Genomic DNA, 20,952 nt, shown 5'->3' on the forward strand with positions numbered 1-20,952 from the left:
TTTCACCTCAGGCCGCAGAATCTGGCGATGGCTTCATAGGTTTGCGGCGTGCTGGTCAGCAGCGCGAACAGCACAAACCAGAGACCCAACAGGTAATGCCAATAGATGGCACAGAGCTCTATGCTGGCGCTGAGTTGCGGCAACGGCACATGACGCAGGAATTTGGCGACGGTCCTGGCCCAGGCAATCAACCCGCCCAACAGGTGGAAGCCGTGCACGCCGGTCAACAGGTAGAAGAAACTGTTGGCCGGATTGCTGGCGACAAAGTAACCCCAGGCGACAAACTGCTGCCAGACCCAGAGCTGCCCCGCCAGAAAGGCAATGGTAAATCCTCCCCCCAATACAAAGCCGATGACCGTGGCGTCCATTCGAGCCTTGCGGGCAGCCATGCGCGACCACTGCAGTGCGATGCAGCTCAATACCAGGAAAGCCGAATTCACCCACAGCTGCCATGGATTGGCCAGCGGCGCCATGGGTTCTGTCAGGGGTAGCCAGTCGACCATTTGTGAGCGGGCGATAAAGGCGAGCAGAAACAGAAAAAATAACGAACTGACCACCACCAGAAACAAGCGCAGGCCAAACCTTGCGATTTGGCTTCTATCGCCGCCCTCGCCGGCCTGAATGCCCTCGGGATCGCGATTCCAGCTACCGCCGGGGTCAGCACCGTCGGCGTTTCTCAGTAGCAGTCTGTTCATGTTTTAACGTCCGCTATTTTGGTTCCGGCACTGAGTTGGCGCATTTGCTCCAGTTCCTCGGCGGAGACCGTTTGCGGCACGAAATCCTGCTCTATCCCCGGCACGCTGTAGTCATAGGCCCAGCGATGCACCACCGGCAGCTTCGCGCCCCAGTTACCGTGTACCGGTGGGGTGTCCGGCGTTTGCCATTCCAGGCTAGCCGCGCCCCAGGGGTTACTGCCTGCGGGTCTGCCTTTGAATACGCTCCAGGCCAGGTTGAACACGAACAGCAACTGGGAAGCGCCGACGATCAAGGCGACCACCGTTATGAAGGCATTCAACTCTTGCGCCGACTGCGGGATGAACGCGTAGTTTTCATAGGCGTAGTAACGGCGTGGCATGCCCTGGAAACCCAGGTAGTGCATGGGAAAGAAAATGGCGTAGGTGCCCAGGAAGGTAATCCAGAAATGCAGCTTGCCCAGGATGTCGTTGGTCATGCGCCCGGTTATTTTCGGAAACCAGTGGTAGATGCCGCCGAACACCACCAGTACCGGTGCGACGCCCATGACCATATGGAAATGGGCCACGACGAAATAGGTGTCCGAGAGCGGTATGTCCACGATCACATTGCCGAGAAACAAGCCGGTCAGACCGCCGACCAGGAAGGTCACGATAAAGGCCAGGGCAAACAGCATTGGCACGGTCAGATGGATGTCGCCGCGCCACAGGGTCAGTACCCAGTTATAGACTTTCAGCGCGGTCGGCACCGCGATGATCAAGGTGGTGACGGCGAAGAAAAAGCCGAAGTACGGGTTCATTCCGCTGACATACATATGGTGTGCCCAGACCACAAAACTGAGTACGCCAATCGCAATGATGGCCCACACCATCATTCGGTAACCGAAGATGTTTTTACGCGCATGGGTGCTGATCAAGTCCGAGACCAGGCCAAACGCCGGGAGAGCAACGATGTACACCTCCGGGTGGCCGAAGAACCAGAACAGGTGCTGGAACAATATCGGGCTGCCACCCTGGTGATCGAGCTGCTGCCCCAGCGAAATCATCGCCGGCATGAAGAAGCTGGTGCCCAACAGCTTGTCGAACAGCATCATCACTGCGCTGACAAACAACGCCGGGAAGGCCAGCAAGGCCATGATCGAGGCCATGAAGATTCCCCAGACCGAGAGCGGCATGCGAAACAAGGTCATGCCGTGGGTGCGCGCCTGCAAGACAGTGGTGACGTAGTTCAACCCGCCCATGGTGGCGGCGACAATAAAAATCGCCAGTGAGACGAGCATCAGCACGATGCCCCACTCGACCCCCGGTGTCCCCCGGGCGATGGACTGTGGCGGGTAGAGCGTCCAGCCGGAACCTGTGGGGCCGCCAGGGACAAAGAAACTGGAGAGCAACACCACTACCGCCACCAGGTAGAACCAGTAGCTGAGCATGTTGACATAGGGGAAGACCATGTCGCGGGCGCCGACCATCAGCGGGATCAGATAGTTGCCGAAGCCCCCCAGAAACAGGGCCGTCAGCAAGTAAATGACCATGATCATGCCGTGCATGGTCATCGCCTGATAGTAAGTACTGGCATCCATGAACGCCAAACTGCCGGGGAAACCGATCTGCATGCGCATCAAGCCGGACAACACTACGGCGATAAGACCCACGAACAAAGCCGTCAGGGAATACTGAATGGCTATGACCTTGTGGTCCTGACTCCAGACATATTTGGTCAGGAAACTCTTGGGCTCGTGCAGTGCTTCTGTATCGGCTTGCTCCGCATAGGCCATCACGTCATCCTCCTGTCGAAGTTTCAGTGTATTGCTGGCTGCTTTACGGCTACTTCCCTGGCTCCGCCTTGCTTGCATCAGCGTTGGCATTCGCTTTGGACTTGATAAAAGCGATCAGCGCGTCCAGCTCCTTGTCGCTCGGTTTCAAGGCCGGCATGACGGCTGCGTAACCCTTGACGACTTTGACAGCAGGTTCAAGAACCGATTCCTTTAAATAACCCTCGTCGACCTTGACGCTCGTATCGTCGGCAAGGGTTTCGGTCTTGCCATACAGGCCCTGCCAGCTGGGGCCGACGCCCTTGTTGCCATCGACACTGTGGCAGGCCAGACAGCCAAGCGACCCGGCCAGCCGCTGTCCCTGCGCCACCAGGTCTTCACCCGGGCCCGATGCTTCGCCAACAGAGGCTTCATCGCCCTGGCGCGCAGCACCCAGTGATTTGATCAGGGCGACGAGCGCGCCCAGTTCATCGTCAGAGAGAGTATAGGCCACCATGACCGGCGGGTAGCCCTTTACCAGGCGGGCCTTCGGATCGAGAATCGACTCTTTCAGGTAGGCCTCATCGACCTGTACGCTGGAGCCATCGGCCAGCTGTTCAGTGCGGCCGTACAGTCCCTTCCATCCAGGGCCAAGACTGGTACTGCCATCCTGGCTATGACAGGCACCGCAACCGTATTTGTCGACCAGCAAGCGGCCTTTTTCCAACAGGCTGTCCCTTCCAGGCCTGGCAGCTGTGGCCAATGTCTGCGCAAACGTCGGTTGGCCTTTCAGCCATTGATCGAAGACGCCCTGTTCTTCCACGATCATATGGCCGCGCATGTTGTAATGACCTACGCCACAAAACTCAGCGCAAAGGGTTTCGTACTTTCCGGTCTTGGTCGGCGTAAACCAAAAGTACGACACCATTCCTGGCACCATGTCCATCTTGCTGCGAATTTGCGGTACATAGAAATCGTGCAGAACATCTTTGGAACGCAGTAAGACTTTCACCGGCCGATCGAGCGGAAGGTGAACTTCATTATTCATGACAAGCACGTCGTCCTGCCCTGCAGGATCCTTGGGATCAAGGCCGAGAGGATTGGTGGAATCAACAAACTTGATATCCGATTTGCCCAGCTTTGCGTCCTGACCGGCAAAACGAAAGGCCCACTGCCACTGCTGGGCGACCACTTCAAGTTCATAGGCATTTTTCGGTACCCGGATGAAATCATCGTAAACAACCAGGCCTGGCGCCAACATCCCGGCAATGCCTATCGAGGTAACGATGATCAACCATAATTCCAGCTTTTTGTTTTCTGGCTGGTAGGCCGCCCGGGCACCCTCCTTGTGACGAAACCGCATCACCGCGACTGCCATGAATACGACGATGGCAATGAAGAATATTCCGCTGATGATCAGAGTGATGAACAGGGTGGTGTCTATGGACCCCCAGTTGGATGCGGCCGGTGTCGCATGCCAGGGCGCGAATATGTGGAATAGCACTGATGCAATAACGATTAGTACCAGGATAATTGCTATTGCCATTTGCTCTTCATCCTATTCCTGATGTTCATTGGTTATGCAAAAGCATCGCCACTGACATCCAAGCAGGCCAGACAAATACCACCCGTCCGGGCGGTAAAGTCAGTAAGGAGTATAGAGCCATCGGCTTGTACCGTGAGGTTGGCAAGGGAGTTCCGGTTGCCAGCTATACTTGAATCCTGATGACGGACGGCAGCGATCGGCCAGAAGCGACCACAAAGTGCGAACCCTGCCCTTGTACAGTCGTCAAACATGAGTGATCGCAATGAACAGGGACGATAGTTAATAGAGTCCAGCAATCCACATGGGAGGTTTCGTCATGAGTGCACTGACGATCGCAGGCTGGTGCAAGCCCAGCCCCGACCAGAAGTCCATCCCGATCGGTGAGATCCATTTTTACGTCGACGGCCCTCTCCATGTCCGTCTGGAGGAGGCCGAAGAGCGCTTGCAGCAGTCCCACGAGCGTGAAGCCATGGTCGATGTCGATATGGATACGATGGAATTGATCATGCCCGAGGGATACGCGCCCTTGTCCGACTGTCAGATGCGTGTCTATCTGCACCACGAACGCGGTCAGTTTCACCTGGTCGGGCACCGTGCGAGCGATGGCAGCCTGGTCTATACCAACGCAGTGTTGATCGATCAGTTGATTGAATAGCGGCTCACCCGCAGCCTCAACCGTGCAGCAGAAAGGCTCCCGGCGGAACCCGATGTCGCAGCTTCTTGCAGCGACCGGGTGCCGGCTGATGCCCGGGCGGGCGATCGGGAAACCAGATCCGGCATTTCCCCGGAGGCGGCAAATGGCCGCGGGGAATCACAACCTCATCGTACGCGGGCGCTGGCGCAACGGAAGCCATTTGCACTGCTTCTTCAGGCTGTGGTTTGTCAGCCGTCGGCGAAACCGATGCCCACGCAGCCTTTACCCGATCAAAAATGCCAGCTTGTTGCCCAGTGTCCGCAGCGGGTTGTTCAACAGGCGCCATCTGTGCTTCCTGGATCTGCTCATCCTGCCCCTTCTGTACTGCAACCTGGCCCTCTCTGGCTTGGGGTGGGGTATTCGAAGCCCGGGCCTGCTGGGCCGCCTGGATCAATTGGAAGTTGCGGTTGCGTAACTCGACGTTGCCACCAACCTGCACATTCGAGCGCAGCGCCAATGTTTCAGCCTGTTGGTACTGCCCCTGCTGAAGGCGCAACACACCGAGGTAATGCAGCGTCGCGGGATTGTTCGGCTGAATATGCAGGGCACGCTCCAGCGTGGCAGCAGCCTGGTCCAGCTGGCCATTTTCATACTGCCGCGAGGCCGTTTCGATCAGGGTGGTAGAGGCGCGGTTACTTTGCGTGGGCGCGATTCGCTCGCCAGCAATGGAACAATGCGACGCGACGGCGCAGAGCACCAGGAGGAGACCGGGGAGAAAACTCTTGGTTGGCATCAGGGGGTGGACTCGACTGATCTCGGCCGGCACTGCCCGAAAACAGGCCACCAGCGCTGCTCGGCTTCTGCGATACAGGGCCCCTATTGACCTGGCCCGTGCCCTGAAGTTCCCGCTGTAAAGGCCGTCGCGACCAATACCTCAAAGGCGCTAAACACTCGGGGCCATCGGCTATTTAAACAGCGGCTTTCTAGAACTTTTCCCTGTTTATCGGTCTATGTGGATAGGCACTTCCGTCCGGCAGGCGCAAACCCGCAGGTGGATGGCCACACGTCCAATTGTCAATCAGAGGTTGTCTTCGTTCATGAAATTCCATGACCCACGGATGGTGCTCTTCGGCCTGTTCGCGCTCGCGGCAGTGGGCTCGGCATCAGCAACACAAATGAAGACCGCAACCCCTGTTGTCGCACCTGAAGTCGCAGTCGTTCAGGCTCCGGTCAAGGCTGCCGACAACCCTTGGCCGACCTTGGCCAACATGGCCGGCAAGCAGCCAGGGCCGATGTTGGCCCATGACGACCGATACTGGCATAACGGCCGTTGGCACTATCGCAGAGATGATTGGCGAAGAGACGATTGGCGCCGAGACGAGTGGCGTAGAGAGCAGTGGCGCAGAGAGCAGGCCCGCCGCGAAGCCGAACGCCATCGTTATTGGGAGCGCCACCAGGATCGGGACATGCGGTACCGCTACGAGGACGATCGCCGCTACTATCGCTAGTTGCCAAGCCACGCCTGCACCACTCGTCCTGCATACACAGAACGAGTGGTGCATCGACCGGTGAGAAGCTGACATCAGGTACCGAAGTGCCTGATGACGTTTTGACGATGAGCCCCCTTCCCCGTCACCCAGTTGAAAACCGCTTGCGATAATCACTCGGCCCCACCCCGAGACGCCGCATGAAGGCCCTTCTGAACCCATCCGTATTTGCATAGCCGACGGTATCGGCCAAGCGCTTGAGTGATACGTCCGAATCCTCGATCAGCCGCCTGGCCGCATCGATGCGGGCCAGTTCGACAAACTCGGCCGGCGTCGAGCCGGCTTCGGCCTTGAACGTGCGGGCAAAGTTGCGTTCGCTCATGCCGGCGCGGGCGGCCAGGGTCGGTACGCTCAAGTCGGCCTTCAGGTGCTGCACGACATACTCCTGCACATCCCTTATCACACTCCGCTCGGCGGTTTGCGCTGCCAGTTGCGCGCTGAACTGTGATTGCCCGCCTGGTCGCTTGAAGAACATCACCATTTCACGGGCAACGCTGAGCGCCAGCTCCCTGCCGTGATCCTCTTCGACAAGCGCCAGGGCCAGGTCCATGCCGGCCGTGACGCCCGCCGAGGTGTAAAGGTTGCCGTCCTTGATGAAAATGCTATCGGGGTCGACGTGGGCCTGGGGATGTTCCCTTGCGAGTTTCGCGCTGGAATTCCAGTGAGTGGTGACACGGCGCCCGTCGAGCAAGCCTGCGGCGGCCAGCAGGAAGGCGCCGCTGCAGACTGAGCCGATACGGCGCACTGATTTCGCCTGTTGGCGCAGCCATTCCTGCAGTGCGGGGTTCAGGGCAATTTCGTCGATGTGCGGGCTGCCGGCCACGAGCAACGTGTCAATCCGGCCTTTATAGGTTTCGAAGGTCTCGTCGATGCCGAGCTTCAGACCGCTTGAGCCCTTGATCATCCCTTTGTCGGTCCCGATGACTTCGACCCGGTAGGCACGTGGATTGCCAAGTTGCCTGGCGGCCTCGGCGAAGACGTCTGCCGGACCGACCACATCCAGCAGCTGCACGCGGGGGAAGGCCAGGAGGGTTATGCGCATGATGTCTGTCCTCGTCGAATCATTGGCTGAATACGTCGTAACTGCACTATTTCAGCCAACAGCTGTTTGGCTGAAAATAGCTCCAACAGCAAATTCAGTCAAACGGGAGACTGCCATGAACACTGCATACACCCCCAACATCGCTGCAGCTCAATCAGTATCGACCAGCAAGACATCCATCAAGAACCTGCCCATCAATCTGTTCGGTTCAGTCATGGGCTTGGCCGGCCTGGGCCTCGCCTGGCGCTTGAGTGGTCAGCATTACGGCGTCGGTGGCATGTTGGGTGAAGCGATTGGCGCGTTTGCCGGCCTGGTATTCGTGTTGCTGACGCTGGGCTATCTGAGCAAATGGGTGAAGCATCCCGAAGCGGTACGGGCCGAATTCAACCATCCGGTCGCCAGCAACTTTTTCGGCACCGTCACCATCGCCCTGCTGCTGCTTTCCGCAGTGGCAGCGCCCCACAGTCAACTGCTTGGACAGGCACTCTGGATACTGGGCAGCGTATTGACCGTGTTGCTTGCCGGCCTGGTGGTTTCGCGCCTGTTGTCGGGCGGTCACGATCAACTCAATGCCGTACCCGCCTGGTTGATCCCGGGCGTAGCCACCCTCGACATCGCGGTAACCGGTGCGCACATGCCCATGGCCTGGGCTGCGGAGTTCAACCTGTTTGCGCTTGCCGTGGGTGCGGTGCTGGCACTGGTTTTCTTTACCCGGATCTTTTCGCGGTTGGTGCATCAGGCCGCTCTGGCCAAAGGCATGGTGCCTTCACTGATGGTCTTGATTGCACCATTTGAAGTGGGTTTCCTGGCGTACACCAACGTGTTCGGCGAGATCGACCGGTTTGCCAGCGTGTTGTTCTACTTCGGCCTGTTCCTGTTCGTGGTACTGAGCTTCAAAGTGTTCCGTCGCGATGTGCCTTTTGCCCCTTCGTGGTGGGCAATCAGCTTTCCCATCGCAGCCCTGAGCAATGCTGCGCTGAAGTATGCCCATGCCCAGGACAGCACGTTGCTGATGGCTATCGCGGCAGTGATCTTGCTGTTCCTCACAGTGGCCCTGCTTGTGTTGACCGTGAAGACCCTGGCCAGTCTGTTCAGCGGCAAACTGTTGGCCAACTGACGTTTACCTCCCTTTGGCGAGCCTTGACCGGCTCGCTTTTTTTTTGCCAACACAGGTCTTGTCGAATGACTTACACCACATCCTGGTTACTGCTGATTGTCGCCGGCTTTCTGGAGATCGCCTTTGCGGTTGGATTGAAATGCGCAAATGGCCTGGATCGACCCTGGATCCTCGCCGGCACCTTAGTAGCATTGGCCAGCAGTTTGTATTTGTTGACGATGGTATTGCGGGTCCTGCCCGTGGGCACCGCCTACGCGGTCTGGACCGGTATCGGCGCTGCCGGTACGGCCATCGTCGGCATGTATTGGCTCGGTGACGGGGTTTCGCTTTGGCGGTTGTTCTGGGTCGGCTTGATTCTGCTGAGCGTGAACGGGCTGCGCTGATTCAAATCACGAAGGGTTCAACCCATTACGGGGATGACTCCAACAGATCAATCAACCGAGGCTCGATTGAAGTCGCCGATACCTCAAGCAGCGCCAGCGTCACCGGAAGCTTGAAGCGTCGTCGCCCCGCGCTACCGGGATTGACAAACAATCGCTCCCCACGCCATTCGATGCGTGGCTGGTGGGAGTGGCCGGTGATCACCAGCTGTACGCCTGCCTCCAGTTCGACCGGGACATCGGCAATGTCATGCACCAACAACGCCTGCCAACCGTTGATGTCGAAACGCAGAAGATCAGGGAGATGCCCTGCCCATGCAAGGTCTTGATCATTGTTCCCGCGCACGACGTGCAGGGGTGCAATAGCGGCCAGTCGATCAAGGACTTCCGGGGCACCGATGTCGCCGGCATGAATGATTCGCTCGCACCCCTGCAGGGCGGCAAGCGCTTCGGGACGGAGCAAGCCGTGGGTATCGGAAATCACGCCAACTTTCATGCAAGCTCCAGGACGAATACAGGAATCTGCCACAGTGTAACGGGCCGAATGCCTTCGACGCGCAGGATCTCCCACGCACATGACGACGGTGGTGCCATCGAACCACGCCACTACTGTAGGAGCGAGCTTGCTCGCGATGGTCGCTAACGATGCCGCGTGTTTACTGACTAAACGCAGCGCCCTTAAGTCCATCGCGAGCAAGCTCGCTCCTACAGAATCCTTGACTGAACAGTATTGCGCTCAATGGCGACGAGCATATTCTGCAGGTGGTGCGACGATCTGGATCAATACCCGGGTTGAAGCTATACCGAAAGGGTTCAGAGTGGGGATGGACCACACGCTCGATTAGCGACTGAGGAGAACTTCGCGGTGTCCAATCAGCTGGTCATACGCAACATGACCCGTCCCGAGCTGGACGAACTCGTCGGTTGGGCCGCCCGTGAGGGTTGGAATCCCGGCCTTCACGATGCCGAGCTGTTCTGGGCTACGGACCCTGCCGCCTTCATCGCGGCGTCCCGGAGCGGCGAATTGATCGGCGGCGGTGCCATCACCTCCTACAATGGCGAATTCGGTTTCATGGGTTTTTTCATCGTCCGGCCTGAATATCGCGGTCAAGGTCTGGGCAATACCCTGTGGCACGCACGCCGCGAGCGACTCCTCGCCCGCCTGCGCCCAGGCGCGAGCATCGGCATGGACGGCGTCTTCGCGATGCAGGACTACTACGCCAAGGGTGGTTTCGTCTTTTCCCATCGCAACATGCGTTTTCGTGCCGAGATCACCGAACACCCGGCGACCTCGCAGGTAGGCGAGGACATCGTCCCGTTGGCCACCTTCCCGTTCGATCAGGTTGTCGATTACGACCGCACCTGTTTCCCCGCCGCGCGCGCAACCTTCCTGAGCGGCTGGATAGCCCAGGCCGACGCACTCGCCGTGGGTTGCCGGCGCGAGGGCAGGCTAAGCGGCTATGGCGTAGCAAGGCGCTGCCGGGAAGGCTGCAAGATCGGCCCCTTGTTCGCCGATGACGCCCTGGCAGCCAATGCCCTCTACGCGCACCTGGCGGAATTTGCGGCAGGTGGCCCGTTGTTTCTCGATGCCCCGGAGAATAACCCCGCCGCGATGGCGCTCGTGCGCCAACAGGGCATGATCGAGGTTTTCGGCTGCGCACGCATGTACCTCGGCCCTCCTCCGGCGATCGCGCACGAACGTGTGTTCGGCGTCACGACTTTCGAGCTGGGCTGATGGCCGCTCGCGACCTCATCGGATATGGCGGCTGCCCACCCCACCCGCGATGGCCCGGTGAGGCGCGCGTCGCGGTCCAGTTCGTCCTCAACATCGAAGAGGGCGCGGAATCATGCATCCTCAATGGCGATGCACAGTCGGAGGCCTGGCTGCACGAGCTACCGGGCCGTCCGCCGCGTGTGGGCGAACCGGACTTGAGCGTCGAGGGCATGTACGAATACGGGTCGCGCGCAGGGGTGTGGCGCATTCTGCAGCTGTTCAGCGCCCGAGGCCTGCCGCTGACCGCCTTCGCCGTCGGCCGGGCACTGGAACTCACCCCGGCGATTGGCCATGCGCTCTGCGCCGCCGGGCATGAGATTGCCGGGCACGGCTACCGTTGGCTGGACTATCGCGACATGCCTGAAGACCAGGAGCGGCGCCATATCCGCCTGACCCTCGACGTGATCGAGCAGATCTGCGGTAAACGCCCCGTAGGCTGGTACACAGGAAGGGTCAGCCAGAACACCCGCCGCCTGTTGCGTGAGGAAGGCGGGTTTCTCTATAGCTCGGACGCCTACAACGATGATCTGCCCTATTGGCTCCCGGGCTCACCCGCCCACCTGGTGATCCCTTACACACTGGTCAACAACGACGCCCGCTATCTGCTGCCGAACGGTTTCGCCTGCGGCGAAGACTTCTTCCAGCTGCTCAAGGATGCTTTCGACCTGCTGTGGCAAGAAGGCGCGCAACACCCGAAGATGATGAGCGTCGGCCTGCATGGGCGGATCAGTGGCCATCCCGGTCGTGCGATGGCGCTGGCGCGCTTTCTCGATTACGTGCAAGGCCACGACGCGGTGTGGATCTGCCGGCGCGAAGAGATTGCCAGGCACTGGATAGGCCAATTCCCCGCGTGAGCGGTACATGCAAATCCACCAAAAGCGGTCGGTGAAACAGCGCCGCTACTTTCCCCACAAATGGGGTACTTCACCCACCCCCGCTTCACCCGTCTGTAACGCTCAGAACAACTTGTTAATTTATTTGAATTTTTCCTTCGCCCGGGTGATGGCTCATTAGTTGCACCCCGCCCCTTATGCCCGCAACACCTGTCGTCCCGGACATGGAGACGGTGGAGCATCAGCGGAGGGGTGAAAAATGAAAAGCGCGACACCACCATGCGATTCCTTCGGCCGGCTGCGCAAATCAAGCCTGCCTTGTGCGATGCTCCTGTCCCTGGCCACGGCAGACGCCGCACCGCTGGACGATGTCAGCCAGCCGCCACCGACCGACCCCTCGGCGTTTACCAACTCGCCGCCCGACCCCAAGGCCGCGGTGGATGCCATACGGGCCATGCTACCCGCCAACCAGGGCGCCATCGCCCTGCCCAATGGCGCTTTTGGCACCCGCACCACGCCAACGGCCGACAACGTGCTGCCGCCAGCCCTTCAGACATCCTTCAAGATCCCCACCAATGGCAAGCCCAGCCCATTGTTCGGAGCGCAGCCGTACACCCAGCAACTGCTGCTGTTCGAAGAATTCGGCACGGAGAAACTCGACCCGACACTGCCGGCCCCTCCCCTGACCTTCCCGGTTCCGCTCGTCGGCCCGGCGCCCACGCAGGACCCCAACAACATCGCCCGCAGCGGTCCTTCGGCCGCGGCGCTGGAAGCCTTCATGCGCCAGCCGGGGCTGTACCCGTTTCCGTCGCAGTATTCCAACGTGCTGGACCGCAACCCGTGGAAAGCGCAGATCGAAGCCTTCCTCAACCGCCATCCGGTCGGCTCGCCGGCCGAAGGTCGTCCGCCAGGAAAAGGCTGGTCGCACCAGCGCTGGAACGAGTTCTACCCGCAGGTCGCCTTCAAGACCGCTCAAGCGGGCGCCAAGCTCAACGGCGGCATGCGCGACCGCCGCCAGTTGCACAACTACGCTGTCGGCGAGTTCGGGCCTGGCGGGCTCTACAACCAGACCTCGGATGCTCCGGTCATCGCAGGCACCACCAAAGGCATCGACACCCGCTTCCACCCCAACATGCCGATCCAGAACCACAAGGCGCTCTGGACCTTCGACGGCACCTTTCCGCCAAAACTGCTGATGGTGCGTTACGGCCAACCGGTGCTGATGCGTCACTACAACGCCCTGCCGATCGATCCGTCGGCCAACATGGGGTTTGGCCTGCACACCCTCAGCACCCATGAACACAACGGCCACTCCCCGGCCGAAAGCGACGGCTATGCCAATGCATTTTTCTTTCCGGGGCAGTACTACGACTATCGCTGGCCGATACAACTGGCCGGCTACGACAGCATCAACACCAACGCTCAGGATCCGCGCGCGGCGTTCCCCTGCGCCCCGGGCGAAACCCTGTTCGTCAACGATGCCACTCCGGGCCTGAAGACGTGCAACAACGGCAGCATCAAGATTCGTGGCGACTGGCGCGAAACCATGAGCACCCACTGGTTCCATGACCACATGCTCGATTTCACCGCGCAGAACGTCTACAAGGGCAACGCGACGATGATGAACTACTACAGCGCCCTGGATCGTGGCAACGAAGCGCTGCAAGACGGTGTCAACCTGCGCCTGCCCAGCGGTTCGGCGCTGCCCTGGGGCAACCGTGACTATGACGTCAACCTGCTGGTGGCCGACAAGGCCTGGGATCAGAACGGCCAGCTGTGGTTCAACCCGTTCAACACCGACGGCTTCCTCGGCGACCAGATCCTGGTCAACTGGCAGTACCAGCCACGCCTGAACGTGCGCGCGCGCAGCTATCGTTTCCGCATTCTCAACGGCTCGGTCTCGCGCTTCTTCAGGATCGCGCTGGTGCGTGAAGTCGCCGGCAGCGGTGGCGAATTCCCCGGCCCGGCAGGTTCCGGCGTGTCTTACACCCGCGTGCCGTTCCACATGATCGGCAACGACGGCAACCTTATGGAACACGCGGTGCCGTTCGATGGCAGCATGGATCTGGACGGCGACGGCGATGTGCAGGACCACAACGCCATCCTGCCCACCCAGGGCATTGCCGAGCGGTTCGACATCATCGTCAACTTCGCGAAAAACGGGATCAGGACCGGCGACAAGCTGTACTTCGTCAACCTGATGGAGCACCAGAACGGCAAGGGTCCGGAGAGTACTCCACTGAGCCTGGCCGATGTCCTGTCCGGGAAGTACAAGGCGGTGCTCAAGCTGGGCAGCAAAGGGCTGGAATGGGACGCCGGCGACCCGGTGGTGGGCAAGTTCCTGCAGATGGTGGTCCAGCCTTATGCCGGCCAGGACGTGAGCATGAACCCCGCCGACTACGAACCCGCCAAACCGGGTAAACCGGTCGGCAAGGTCATGATCCCGCTGACGATCAACCGCGACGATCCGGCAATGCAGGCCAAACTGAAACTGGCACGCCATCGCGAATTCACTTTCGGTCGCTCCGACGGCACCGACGAACAACCCTGGACGATCAAGACCGACGGCGGTTTCGGCTTCCAGATGGACCCTCGAATCATCAGCGCCGCTCCGCAACTGGCCAACGGCCCGACCGATGCCGGGTTCTCTGGCGACGGCACCCTGGAAGTGTGGAAAATCAGGAACGGCGGCAACGGTTGGAGCCACCCGGTGCACGTGCATTTCGAAGAAGGCATCGTCCTCAATCGAGACGGCAAGGCACCGCCGGAATGGGAAAAATGGGCACGCAAGGACGTCTATCTCATTGGCCAGGGCATCGACAGCTCGGTGGACGTGGACATCGCCATCCGCTTCCGCGAATTCGCCGGGACCTACATGGAGCACTGCCACAACACCCAGCACGAGGACACCTCCATGCTGCTGCGCTGGGATGTCGAGCACCCGGGCCAGTTCCAGCTTATGCCAACGCCCCTGCCCGGCTGGGACGGCGTCACCTACGTAAACTCCGCCGCGCTGCCGACTTTCCGCACTGGCGATAAACGTGACAATAACGACGGCGATAACATAAAACCGCTTGCCAACCCCGACAGCGCCATCAGCAACAACGGCCAACCGGTGACCATCAACGTCCTGGCCAACGACACCGACCCTGACGGTAACGTGCCGCTTAAAGTGGTGGGCCTGGCACAACCGGACTCCGGCAAGGGTACGGTCAGCACCGATGGTCTGCGCGTGATCTACACACCACCGGCCACGGTCCCCGCGCCGTTCACCGCGACCTTTACCTATCAGGCCGCCGATGCCAAGGGGGCGGAGTCGGCACCGACGACGGTGTCCGTGGCGGTCTCGGCGGCGGTCGCCGAGAACCTGATCGTCACCAGCGCTACCGTCACCGCCCGCAGCAACAGCCGCTACTACTGGGTCCTGTCCGGCACCACCTCGCGTGGCACGGGCAATACCATCACGGCGACTGCCACGACCACCTCCGGTCCAGTGAGCCTTGGCGCCGCCACCCTGACGCCGACGGCGGCAGGCGCGCGCTGGCAGATAGCGGTGACGACCACCGGCAGTGGCCCGGCGCCTGGCGCGACGGTGACCGTTCAGTCGGCCTTCGGCAAAACCGTGACGGTGCCGATAGCGGCGCGTTGAGTGACAACGGGTTAAATTAAATCCGGGCCGCGTAGCTGGATGCTTCTTCGTGCATGCCGATTTGAGCCAGGACATTCAGGCTGCAGCCATTAACTCCATTGGTTATGTGGGTGAGGAGCATTCGTTCTATTGCACACGGCATCGCTGGCTAATCTACTGAGGTTGAGGGGCGGCAACCTTCAGGAAGGTGCAACCATATGGACGCAAATCCGATCGAAACCGACTACCTGATCATCGGTGCTGGCGCGACGGCCATGGCTTTCGTCGATACGCTACTCGAGGAAACGAATGCACGCATCGTGATAGTGGATCGACACGAACGGCCTGGTGGTCACTGGAATGATGCCTACCCCTTCGTCCGCTTGCACCAGCCCTCGACCTGCTATGGCGTCAACTCACGCGAACTGGGCAGCGGAACGAAAGACACGACGGCACTGAACGAGGGCTTGTATGAGCTGGCCTCCGGTGCCGAGGTGGTGAGTTACTTCGACCAGGTGATGAATCAGCGGTTTCTGCCGTCAGGTCGAGTCCGTTATTTCCCCATGTGCAACTACACCGGCGACCGCCTTGACGACCACCGGTTTACCTCGCTGGTCAGCGGCGTAAACCATCAGGTCCGGGTGCACAAAAAGGTGGTAGACGCCACCCATGCGCAGACAGCAGTTCCCTCGACCCACCCGCCCAGGTACAAGGTGGAACCCGGCGTGCAATGCGTGCCGCTGAACGACTTGCCGAAAATCCGGCACCCATACTCCAGCTACGTAGTGGTGGGCTCGGGCAAGACCGGGATCGACGCTTGCCTGTGGTTGCTGCAAAACGGTGTTGCGCCCGCAACAATCTGCTGGATCATGCCGAACGATCCGTGGTTGATCGACCGGGCCAACATGCAACCCGGCCTCGACAACTTCGAACGAACAATCGGCGGTGTCACGGCACAGTTCGAGGCCATCGCAGCCGCAGACTCGATCCCGGACCTGTTCTCCAGGCTCGAGGCGGCGGGCCAGCTCCTGCGCCTGGACAAGTCCGTCGAACCCACTGCCTACCGCTGCGCCACCGTCACACAGGCGGAATTACGCGAGCTTCGACGCATCGACAACATTGTGCGCCTGGGGAGAGTGCGAGTGATCGAGCCAACGCGCATCGTGCTCGAGCAGGGCAACATCGCCACGAGCCCAAGTGCCCTGCACATCGATTGCAGCGCCAGTGCCATCCCGACACTCCCTGAAATGAAGGTGTTCGACGGCGGCAAGATCAACCTGTTGATGGTCAGCAGCTGCCAACCCGTGTTCAGCGCGGCCTTGATCGCCTATGTGGAAAGCCACCTGGTCGATCAAGCGCAAATGAACTCGCTGTGCATGATGGTCCCCCCGCCTCACGTCCCCACGGACTGGATCAGAATCTGGGCGGTCTACCTGGGTAACCAGCTACGCTGGGGAGAGCATGACGGCCTTAACCGCTGGATCAGGCAGTCGCGCTTGTACTTCATGACGGCGGTGGTCAGGGGTTTGCAAGAAACCGACACCGAAAAACTGGCACAGCTGCATCGGCTCTCTGTCGGCAGGCAGCAGGCTCTGGCGAGTTTGCCACGGTTGCTGGGGGCCATCGCTTGAATCGCAGGAAGCGCACATGAACGAGCCACACCTCGAACTGCTCGATATCAATGGCATCCGCATGCAGATCGCAACGCAAGGTTGTGGCCCGCTGGTCTTGCTATGCCACGGTTTCCCGGAGCTTTGGTACTCGTGGCGTAACCAGCTTGCTGCGCTGGCGGCCGCTGGCTACAGAGCGGTCGCGCCCGACATGCGTGGCTATGGCGGCACAGATGCACCGGCCGAACCCGACGCCTACACCATGCTGCACCTGGTAGGCGACATGGTCGAGCTGGTCCACGCACTCGGCGAACAGCAAGCCGTCATCGTCGGCCATGACTGGGGCGCGCAGGTGGCCTGGAGCACAGCAATGATGCGGCCCGATCTGTTCCGCGCCGTGGTCGGCATGAGCGTTCCCTTCTCGCCACCGGGGCGCGTGGAGCTCCTCGGCGCGCTTGCCTCGCGGGGCATCCGTGACTTCTACATCCAGTATTTCCAGACGCCGGGTGTGGCCGAGGCCGAACTGGAAAGGGACGTCGAGTCGTCGATCCGGCGCATCTACTTCAATGGCTCGGGTGACGGGCCCGATTGGCCGGTGTTCGGCCAGCTGCAGCCGGGCCAGGGCTTCCTGGGGGCGATGATCGAACCCAAAACCCTGCCAGCCTGGCTAAGCCTTGAGGATATTGCCTGCTACACCCGCGAATTCACCCGCAGCGGATTTCGCGGCGGCCTGAACTGGTACCGCAACATGACGCGTTCATGGGCACTGCTGGCACCCTGGCGTGGTTGCATTATCCGGCAGCCGTCGATGTTCATTGCCGGCAGCCGCGACGGCGTGCTGAAGTTTGCGGGCTCCCCGCGGCAGATCGAAGCCTTCGCGCAGACACTGCCGCAACTGCGCGGGTGTCATATCCTCGAAGGTGCCGGCCACTGGATACAGCAAGAGCGCGCGACAGAGGTCAATGAGCTGCTGCTGGGCTTCCTGAAAAAACTCTGATCCGCAGGTTGAATTCTTATCCATAATTGAAATGCCGCAGATCGCTCCATCCCATGTTTGCGTAGTGATGCGAGAGACTGTTGGCATGCAGGCGGCTTCAACACCCGACCGGTGTTGGCTATGCGGATTTAAAACTGGAGGGAACCATGAGCAATCTCATCGCCACCGACGAGTCACCTGTAGCCGTTCGCCTCATGGTCAAGGTTTACGCCTACTTGCTGCTCGCAGGGTTTGCGTTCGTTCCGGCCTATCTGATTGGCTACTTGTACTTTTTCCAGGACCCCACGCTTGTATTCGAGAATCACCTGTTCCATGTAATCGCGATCATCACAGCCACCCTGGCGGGCTCGTTTGTCACTTACGTAACGTGGCGCTGCTATCAGTCATCGGGGGATCCGCTGCTACGATGGATGACGCTTGGTTTCCTCGGGTTTGTACTGATCTACGCGTTGCATGGTGCGTTCACAGGGCTTGCACACCACAATATCTGGCTCTTCCTGCTTTATGGACCAGCCTCTCGACTGGTCATGTCGATTCTGCTGTTGGTCGGAATGCTGTCGTACCACCGCCCACCTGATGCCGCGGACCAACGAATGAAGGCCCACCCGTGGCTGACCTGGATAGGACTGTTCCTGCTGGTTGACCTGGCAGTGGCGTACGTCGCGAACTTGCCGATCGCCGGCAATCTCGCGGTGCGCCTCTCCATGGAGGGTGGTGCCCTCGTTCTTTCCGCATTGACCGCGGCCATACTTCTGTTGCGCCGTATCCGTTCGCCGCTGATGATAATTTTCATCATCTCGGTCACCGCGTTCGCGCTGTCATCTCTTGCCTTCATCCTTGCGCGTCCGTGGAACCATATGTGGTGGCTCGCTCATGCGATCTTCGCCGGTGGATTCTTCATGCTGAGCTATGGGGTGGTGCAAGCGTTCCTCACCACGCGGTCGTTTTCGAAGATCTACAGCCAAGAGGAATTGATGGTGCGTCTTGCCGAAGCGATGGCGTATGCCGAGAGCGCCCTGCAGGAACTCCAGCGCACCAATCAGGAACTCGGGCACCTTGCGGCGACCGATCCACTGACCGGCGCTGAAAATCGGCGTCGCTTCATGGAGCGGGTCGACGTCGAAATTGGCCGGACCAAACGCGGCGGTGCGCCGTTCTCCGTGTTGGCACTCGATCTGGATAATTTCAAGTCCATCAACGATCGCTTCGGGCACCAGGTTGGCGATGACATCCTGAAGAGTTTCGTGGAGAAATGCCTGGATTCGATTCGGCCGTATGACGGCGTAGCCCGAGTAGGTGGGGAAGAATTCATGATACTGCTGCCCCAGACTTCACTTGAAGGCGCGCACGAAATCGCCGAGCGTCTGCGAAGCACCGTTGCAAATAGTTCTTTTCATGGCCTGCAGCGCTCAACCGTGGTCACGGTGAGCATCGGCGTATCGCAATCCGGTCGCGACGGCGACACCATCGAGGCAATTCTGCGCACAGCCGATCAACGCCTGTATCACGCTAAACACGAAGGCCGTAACCGAGTGGTCACCACCTTCAAAACCAGCCTCCAGCCTCTGCCCTGACCATCGTCGCGAAGCCGTTGCCTGGCAGCGCCGTATCGGGCAGCAATCGCAGCGTCATGAAACCTGACGTATTGCCACAGGGCCACCTATGCTTTGGATCAGGACACCGACATCAGTTGGACAAAGATCTTGCCCGGTTACATGCCGGTGGAGCATTCCCGGTCCACAATAGGCAATCCAATCTCCGGTCAGTTCGACAACACCTGGATTCAAGCTTGAAACATGGCATTGCGTTTCTGGTTTTCTGTTGACGGAACACGACTTGATCCTGGAGTGAACCCAACATGACCTTGGCCCATAAAGTGTTTGTCGGCGTCGCACTAGTCTGCCTGCTACTCGGCGGCTGCACCTCCCAGGTCACTGAGCGCGAGCAGTACTCCGGCTTCCTGTCCAACTACAACAACCTGGAAGAAGTGACCACTGCCACCGGTGAGAAGACACTGCGCTGGGTAAGCCCGTCGTGGAACCCGAATGCGTACGACACCATAGCGTTCAGAACGCTGGAGTTTTATCCCGCGCCGAAACCCAATGAGCAGGTCAATCGGCAGACGCTGGCCGACTTGCAGGATTTCATGTCCAGAAAGGCCAAACTCGTGCTGGGCCGCAAATACCAGAGGGTGTCTAACGCGGCCGCTGCACCGGCCGGGTCACACCCCCTGATCCTGCGTGCGGCGATCACCGGCGTCAGCGCCTCGAACGAGGGCATGAAGTGGTATGAAGTGATGCCGATCGCAGCCGTTGTCGGAGCGACACAGGCAGCCACCGGTCACCGGGATCAAGACACCAATCTGTTCATCGAAGCCGAATTCATTGACGCGAGAACCCATCAGACAATGGCCAAAGTGGTGCGCAAGGTATTCGGCAGCCAGCTAGAGAACGAGAATCAGCAAATCACCACCAAAGACTTTAAAACCGCTATCGAAAAATTGAATACCGATCTCTGGACGTTCGTCCACAGTTGAACTGACTCTTTGAATCAGTTGCGGCCTCTCACGAAGGGCAACTGTCGGTAGTGGATTCAACCGGTCGTGGCAGGCAACAATCGGCCAAAAGCTGCCTCTCATATGGGCTCTACGATATCGGGACCGATTCATCCTGATCTGCCAGGCCATCGACTCCAATCTGGTGGTTCGTAAAGCTAGACTATGCTCGTGGAATCGTTCAATTAGGAGATATTCGTGGGATATCTTTTGAGAGGCCAGAGAATGTCTTTTATTGGCCGATTCTGCAGTTAAGAAAGGCGCTCCGAAGAGCGCCTCGTTTGCTGCTATCAGTTGATTTGTTTCAGATCAGACTTCCCCGAGCCATCAATGTTGATGCGCCGAGGCTTTGCTTCCTCTGGTACAACCCGCAGCAGATCAATGCTCAACAGCCCATTGGACAACGATGCATTTTGAACCTCAATGTGATCCGCTAAACGGAAAGACAGTCGAAATGCACGTTGAGCGATTCCCTGATGAAGGTAAATCGTCTCCTGATCGCTTTCTCGCTTGCCACCGGCGATGGTCAAAACCTCCTTCTCGACTTGAATGTCCAAATCCTCCTCACTCAGACCCGCAGCAGCTATGACGATTCGATAATGATCGTCACCGTGCTTCTCGACGTTATGAGGTGGGTAGGTAGTCGAGGCCGCCTCGCTGCGTAGCGCGGATTCAAAAAGGTCGTTGAAACGATCAAAGCCTACCGACTGACGGAACAGTGGGGCCAAGGAAACGGTACTAGCCATAGCTAAATCTCCTGAGTTTTCTCCAAGTGATTTATGGCGCGACCCGGTTTCGGCATCGCGTACAAAAATATATAGCGATGTGAGAAAAACGATTCAAGAGG

Annotated in this window: 18 protein-coding genes; 11 read left to right on the forward strand and 7 right to left on the reverse strand. The window is 59.4% G+C overall.

Annotation, left to right across the window (positions count from 1 at the left end; all coding sequences use genetic code 11):
- Nucleotides 1-2: 2 nt before the first annotated feature.
- The 3 genes from AC06G5_RS16145 to AC06G5_RS16155 are packed head-to-tail and all read right to left on the reverse strand — an operon-like array spanning nt 3 to nt 3,989.
- The gene (locus tag AC06G5_RS16145) at nt 3-695 is read right to left on the reverse strand and encodes a cytochrome c oxidase subunit 3 (protein ID WP_413426968.1); all 693 of its coding nucleotides are present in this window, start codon (nt 693-695) and stop codon (nt 3-5) included.
- Nucleotides 692-2,467 carry a cytochrome c oxidase subunit I gene (gene ctaD, locus AC06G5_RS16150; protein WP_480459896.1) on the reverse strand — a complete coding sequence of 592 codons (1,776 nt, stop codon included), beginning with the start codon at nt 2,465-2,467 and terminating at the stop codon, nt 692-694. Before ctaD ends, AC06G5_RS16145 begins: the two co-directional genes overlap by 4 nt.
- A 49-nt stretch (nt 2,468-2,516) precedes the next feature.
- Nucleotides 2,517-3,989: a c-type cytochrome gene (locus tag AC06G5_RS16155; protein ID WP_480457514.1), complete on the reverse strand. Its 1,473-nt coding sequence runs from the start codon at nt 3,987-3,989 to the stop codon at nt 2,517-2,519.
- Between the two features lie 316 nt (nt 3,990-4,305).
- On the opposite strand from AC06G5_RS16155, the gene AC06G5_RS16160 reads away from it, so the two are divergent.
- Nucleotides 4,306-4,644 carry a hypothetical protein gene (locus AC06G5_RS16160; protein ID WP_413426972.1) on the forward strand — a complete coding sequence of 113 codons (339 nt, stop codon included), beginning with the start codon at nt 4,306-4,308 and terminating at the stop codon, nt 4,642-4,644.
- Between the two features lie 16 nt (nt 4,645-4,660).
- On the opposite strand, the gene AC06G5_RS16165 is transcribed toward AC06G5_RS16160, so the two are convergent.
- Nucleotides 4,661-5,416: a tetratricopeptide repeat protein gene (locus tag AC06G5_RS16165; RefSeq protein ID WP_413426973.1), complete on the reverse strand. Its 756-nt coding sequence runs from the start codon at nt 5,414-5,416 to the stop codon at nt 4,661-4,663.
- Between the two features lie 304 nt (nt 5,417-5,720).
- On the opposite strand from AC06G5_RS16165, the gene AC06G5_RS16170 reads away from it, so the two are divergent.
- Nucleotides 5,721-6,131 (forward strand): hypothetical protein, encoded by a 411-nt coding sequence (locus AC06G5_RS16170; protein ID WP_413426975.1) that lies wholly within the window; start codon nt 5,721-5,723, stop codon nt 6,129-6,131.
- Between the two features lie 124 nt (nt 6,132-6,255).
- Here the strand turns inward: AC06G5_RS16170 and AC06G5_RS16175 are convergent, their stop codons facing one another.
- Complete coding sequence (locus AC06G5_RS16175) at nt 6,256-7,212, reverse strand: GlxA family transcriptional regulator (RefSeq protein WP_413704702.1); 957 nt, start codon at nt 7,210-7,212, stop codon at nt 6,256-6,258.
- Nucleotides 7,213-7,327: 115 nt separating this feature from the next.
- On the opposite strand from AC06G5_RS16175, the gene AC06G5_RS16180 reads away from it, so the two are divergent.
- Nucleotides 7,328-8,329 carry an SLAC1 anion channel family protein gene (locus AC06G5_RS16180; RefSeq protein WP_413426979.1) on the forward strand — a complete coding sequence of 334 codons (1,002 nt, stop codon included), beginning with the start codon at nt 7,328-7,330 and terminating at the stop codon, nt 8,327-8,329.
- Between the two features lie 65 nt (nt 8,330-8,394).
- On the forward strand, nt 8,395-8,712 hold the full coding sequence (locus AC06G5_RS16185; protein WP_413704700.1) for a DMT family transporter: 318 nt from the start codon (nt 8,395-8,397) through the stop codon (nt 8,710-8,712).
- Nucleotides 8,713-8,737: 25 nt separating this feature from the next.
- Here AC06G5_RS16185 and AC06G5_RS16190 read toward each other — a convergent pair whose 3' ends face one another.
- Nucleotides 8,738-9,205 (reverse strand): metallophosphoesterase family protein, encoded by a 468-nt coding sequence (locus AC06G5_RS16190; protein WP_413426983.1) that lies wholly within the window; start codon nt 9,203-9,205, stop codon nt 8,738-8,740.
- Between the two features lie 369 nt (nt 9,206-9,574).
- Between AC06G5_RS16190 and AC06G5_RS16195 the strand changes: the two genes are divergently transcribed.
- The 7 genes from AC06G5_RS16195 to AC06G5_RS16225 all read left to right on the forward strand — a co-directional run bounded on the left by AC06G5_RS16195 (nt 9,575) and on the right by AC06G5_RS16225 (nt 20,087).
- Nucleotides 9,575-10,444, forward strand: coding sequence for a GNAT family N-acetyltransferase (locus AC06G5_RS16195; protein WP_480457518.1), 870 nt, complete (start codon nt 9,575-9,577; stop codon nt 10,442-10,444).
- Nucleotides 10,444-11,337, forward strand: coding sequence for an allantoinase PuuE (gene puuE / locus AC06G5_RS16200; RefSeq protein ID WP_480457520.1), 894 nt, complete (start codon nt 10,444-10,446; stop codon nt 11,335-11,337). The genes AC06G5_RS16195 and puuE overlap by 1 nt, the downstream gene beginning before the upstream one ends.
- 238 nt (nt 11,338-11,575) lie before the next feature.
- Complete coding sequence (locus AC06G5_RS16205) at nt 11,576-14,965, forward strand: Ig-like domain-containing protein (protein WP_413426989.1); 3,390 nt, start codon at nt 11,576-11,578, stop codon at nt 14,963-14,965.
- Between the two features lie 197 nt (nt 14,966-15,162).
- Entirely contained in the window at nt 15,163-16,575 is a 1,413-nt protein-coding gene (locus AC06G5_RS16210; protein ID WP_480457523.1) for an NAD(P)-binding protein, read from the forward strand.
- A 16-nt stretch (nt 16,576-16,591) separates the two neighbouring features.
- Complete coding sequence (locus tag AC06G5_RS16215) at nt 16,592-17,551, forward strand: alpha/beta fold hydrolase (protein ID WP_413426993.1); 960 nt, start codon at nt 16,592-16,594, stop codon at nt 17,549-17,551.
- Nucleotides 17,552-17,697: 146 nt separating this feature from the next.
- Entirely contained in the window at nt 17,698-19,125 is a 1,428-nt protein-coding gene (locus tag AC06G5_RS16220) for a sensor domain-containing diguanylate cyclase (protein ID WP_413704695.1), read from the forward strand.
- Nucleotides 19,126-19,409: 284 nt separating this feature from the next.
- On the forward strand, nt 19,410-20,087 hold the full coding sequence (locus AC06G5_RS16225; RefSeq protein ID WP_480457526.1) for a DUF3313 domain-containing protein: 678 nt from the start codon (nt 19,410-19,412) through the stop codon (nt 20,085-20,087).
- 308 nt (nt 20,088-20,395) lie between these two features.
- Here the strand turns inward: AC06G5_RS16225 and AC06G5_RS16230 are convergent, their stop codons facing one another.
- Nucleotides 20,396-20,851 carry an Hsp20 family protein gene (locus AC06G5_RS16230; RefSeq protein WP_008020769.1) on the reverse strand — a complete coding sequence of 152 codons (456 nt, stop codon included), beginning with the start codon at nt 20,849-20,851 and terminating at the stop codon, nt 20,396-20,398.
- Between the last annotated feature and the right edge of the window lie 101 nt (nt 20,852-20,952).

Source organism: Pseudomonas sp. WT-JTC (assembly GCF_056711565.1).